The organism is Flavobacterium sp. (genome assembly GCF_049318325.1).
Lineage (GTDB): Bacteria > Bacteroidota > Bacteroidia > Flavobacteriales > Flavobacteriaceae > Flavobacterium.
Genome location: NZ_JBMOGQ010000178.1, coordinates 1 through 3,985, shown reverse-complemented (window position 1 = coordinate 3,985; position 3,985 = coordinate 1). Strand labels below are relative to the sequence as shown.

Annotated in this window: 5 protein-coding genes; all 5 read left to right on the top strand. The window is 29.8% G+C overall.

Annotated features, from left to right (window positions below; all coding sequences use genetic code 11):
• The first annotated feature begins 241 nt into the window (after positions 1–241).
• The 5 genes from ACOYLP_RS11270 (at position 242) to ACOYLP_RS11250 (ending at position 3,930) form a co-directional block, all read left to right on the top strand.
• Positions 242–586, top strand: a complete 345-nt coding sequence (locus tag ACOYLP_RS11270; protein ID WP_422856269.1) for a hypothetical protein — start codon at positions 242–244, stop codon at positions 584–586.
• 158 nt (positions 587–744) lie between these two features.
• Positions 745–1,329, top strand: a complete 585-nt coding sequence (locus tag ACOYLP_RS11265; protein ID WP_422856268.1) for a hypothetical protein — start codon at positions 745–747, stop codon at positions 1,327–1,329.
• Positions 1,330–1,423: 94 nt separating this feature from the next.
• Positions 1,424–2,665, top strand: coding sequence for a DUF2130 domain-containing protein (locus ACOYLP_RS11260; protein ID WP_422856267.1), 1,242 nt, complete (start codon positions 1,424–1,426; stop codon positions 2,663–2,665).
• Between the two features lie 49 nt (positions 2,666–2,714).
• On the top strand, positions 2,715–3,401 hold the full coding sequence (locus ACOYLP_RS11255; protein ID WP_422856266.1) for an XAC2610-related protein: 687 nt from the start codon (positions 2,715–2,717) through the stop codon (positions 3,399–3,401).
• A gap of 7 nt (positions 3,402–3,408) precedes the next feature.
• Positions 3,409–3,930 (top strand): O-acetyl-ADP-ribose deacetylase, encoded by a 522-nt coding sequence (locus ACOYLP_RS11250; RefSeq protein WP_422856265.1) that lies wholly within the window; start codon positions 3,409–3,411, stop codon positions 3,928–3,930.
• Positions 3,931–3,985: the final 55 nt, after the last annotated feature.

Genomic DNA, 3,985 nt, shown 5'->3' with positions numbered 1-3,985 from the left:
GATGTCTAATAATATTAACATGTTACAAAGGTAATGTCTTTTCTTTAACAAAAAAAATATTAAGTGTTTTTTAACTTACTGTTAATCAGTCGTACAGTTCCTCATAAAGTTGAATATCTGCCTCGGTATCATAATCATTTACTTCAACATTTAATTTCTTCCATTCAAACTATGTGACATTTTAATTTATGAAAATGATACTTTATACTTTGTACATGTAAAAAATGGTTTTACAACACAAATGAGAAATCTTTATATTCAAGTTGTTCTGTCAGCAAAAAGATTAAATAACGATTTATTCAATAACGTTGGAAGCAGTTTTTTCGTGAAAACCTTGGAAAAGTATAACAAAAAACATGGTAAAAATATTGATGTACAAGTTTTGTACGACAAGATACTTAACGACGAAATAGCTATTGAATTCGTGATGGCTTATAATAACTATTCATATATCGGAAATAAACCTGTTGATAAGATTGAATTAAGTGATTCTAATATTGCTAAATATTCTTTAGTACAAACTGTGCGTGAATTACGCGGCTTTAGAAAATTTGGAATTAAAGTTATCGACATTTCAAAGATATAAAACTGCTGGTAACAGCAATTTGGCAAGAATGCGAATTTTGTGGTAAATTCACGTTCACATTTCGCAAGAAATTTTATCTTAGTGGAAAATTAACAGTTACGAAGTCGCAACCTCGCCAAGCGGCGGAACGTTTTGTATAATTAAAATAACGATATAAAATGGAAAATTCAGGTGATTTAAATTCAGAATTTTTTAAAAAATTTATTTCTAACGATGAAGGTAAGCGTGGCTATGTTATTTGTTTCAAAGGTGAGGCTAACACTACCTTAAGAAGTTTTTTTAGTGGGCTCTTTTCGTTTATTTTTACTAGAAGAATAACTTCCATGAGTTCATATAATGACAAACCACTACGAGTAATTACCAATAATTACGTTGACAGAATCAATTCGGGGTTGATAATAAAATTTCCAAAAGAAAGTGTTGAAAAATGTATATTGGAGTTAAAAAATGAATATGGAGAAGAAAATAAAAAATTTTGGAGTCAAAACACTTCTAAACTTGTAATGCGAGCAAGAATTTTACAAAGAGCTACTTGTTATCTAAATGCACTTAACAATGGGTATAGAAACGATGACTTTTTAGAAGGAAATATTAAACAATATAAAAATACTGATAATACCATTAAAAGTGGATTAAAGGGTGCGTTTGAAGGATTTTCTGGAGGTATATTAGGGTATGCTATAGGTCTTTTTATACTCATGGCTATATTATACATAATCGTTTTTATAGTTGAGCTTTTTTGATTTTTGAACTATAATTTAATGGATTCCTCAAAGTTCTACCTCGAAGTTATAAAGAAAGTTTTAAAATATATAGTTATCATAAAACTAAAAACACATGAACGAAATCATCTGTCCCAATTGTAAAAAAGCATTCAAAGTAGATGAAGCAGGTTTTGCTGATATAGTAAAACAAGTAAGAGACCATCAGTTTCAAGAAGAACTGGAAAATCGTCTTACTCTAGCCGAGAAAGAAAAGGAAAGTGCAGTAAAATTAGCAGAAGCAACTCTAAAAAATAGATTGCAAGAAGATATCGCAAAAAAAGATAGAGAGCTTTCCGAAAAGCTAGCAACTAAAGAAGCTGAGATTGCTCAAATCCAATCTAAATTAGATAGTGCTGAACTTGAGAAAAAACTTTCTGTAACAGAGGCAGTTCAGAAGATTGAAAAAGAACGTGATGCATTTGCCAATGAAGTTAAGAATAAAGAACTTGAAAAAGCAAATTTGGAAAGTACCTTGAAACAACAATTTTCTACAGAGCTAAAGACAAAGGATGAAATCATCAAAATGAAAGATGAAGAAATTGCTTTGCGTAAAGACATGAAGCTGAAGCTTTCAACAAAAATGGTTGGGGAGACTCTAGAACAGCATTGTGAAACTGAATTTAACAAACTAAGAGCCACCGCCTTTCAAAACGCCCACTTTGAAAAAGACAATGATTCAAGTGGCGGAAGCAAAGGTGATTTTATCTATAAAGAACATGATGAACATGGAAATGAAATCATTTCCATCATGTTTGAAATGAAAAATGAATCGGATGCTACCGCTTCAAAGAAAAAAAATGAAGATTTCTTTAAAGAATTGGATAAGGATAGAAATGATAAAAAATGTGAATATGCAGTTCTAGTTACATTATTAGAAGCAGAAAGTGAATATTACAACACTGGAATTGTAGATGTATCGCATAAATTCAAAAAAATGTACGTGGTAAGACCTCAATTCTTTATTCCTATTATTACGTTACTTCGTAACGCATCAATGAACTCAATGCAATACAAAAAAGAACTGAACCATATAAGAAATCAAAATATTGACATTACCAACTTTGAAGACAACATCACTAAATTCAAAGAGGGCTTTGCCAAGAATTATGACCTGGCAAGTAGACAGTTTAAAACGGCAATTGATGAAATAGACAAAACAATGGACCATCTACAAAAGACAAAAGATGCTCTTCTAGCATCAGTCAACAACCTGCGATTAGCCAATAACAAAGCAGAGGATTTAACCATTAAAAAATTAACTAATGGAAATCCAACCATGAAAGCTAAGTTTGATGAGCTTAAAAATGGTTCATAATAATTTATAAATTAAATTAAAAATATATAAATAATAGCAACACTATAAAGTGAAAAAAATCATATTATACATACTAATTTATTTAACATTTTGTTCTTGCAATTCGAAGAATGCAGACAAGAAATATAATTTAAAAGCGGTTGAAATTGATACATCAAAAATTACTCAACGTGAGTATCTATTGGATTATTTCGTGGAAGGTGACTCGATTTGGACTAAAGCAATTGAAGATCGTCCTAAATTAAGTTATAAGTTTAATTTAGATTCAACAGGATATATACTTAAATCAATATTGGTCTATTCGGATGCTATTAAAGTTCAAGAAATAATTGCTAATAAGGATATTGAGAAAAAAGAATTTAGACTTGTTGATTGGAATTTCGATGGTTATAAAGACATCTCTGTTTTATATAATTGTGGTTCGGGAGGTTGTGCTTATTGGATATGGAATTATTCTCCAGAAAACGGTAAATATTATTTTAATAAGGAATTATCCGAAGTACTCGGACTAGAAATTGATATCGCAGGTAAGTTTATAATATTTCATTACAGAGCAGGATATCCAGAAGAATATTGGGATACTTTACAATATAAAAAAAACAAATTAACTTTTGTTAAAGGATTATATCAAGAAAGATGGAATGATTCACTTGGCAACTCTTGGATTAAGCACACTTATTCAAAAAACATAAACAATAAGCGTATTGTTAGGGTTGACAGCACAATAATTGAATAAACTAAAAATGGAAACAAGAATAGAAATTATAATAGATGACATTACAAAACAAAATGTTGATGCAATTGTAAATGCAGCAAACAACGCACTTCTAGGAGGCGGTGGTGTTGACGGAGCGATACACAATGCCGCGGGTAACGAATTACTCACTGAATGTAGAACATTAAATGGTTGCGAAACGGGACAAGCCAAAATAACAAAAGGTTATAAATTACCAGCCAAATATATAATTCATACTGTCGGCCCTATTTGGAATGGCGGTCAAAATAATGAAAATGAATTATTAGCAAATTGTTACAAAAATTGTTTAAAACTTGCAGTAGAAAATAATATTAAGACTATTGCTTTTCCATCAATAAGCACAGGAATTTACGGTTTTCCAATTGATAAAGCATCAGAAATTGCTTTAAACGAAATATCAACTTTCTTAAAAGAAAACAAAATGATTGAATTGGTAAAAATTGTTTGTTTTGGACAAAATGCTTACAATATTTATAATAAAAAATATAGTGAATTGAATAAACCTTAAATAAATAATTATGAAACGATTTTACTTTATTTCAATAATAGTGCTGTTTTTTGCA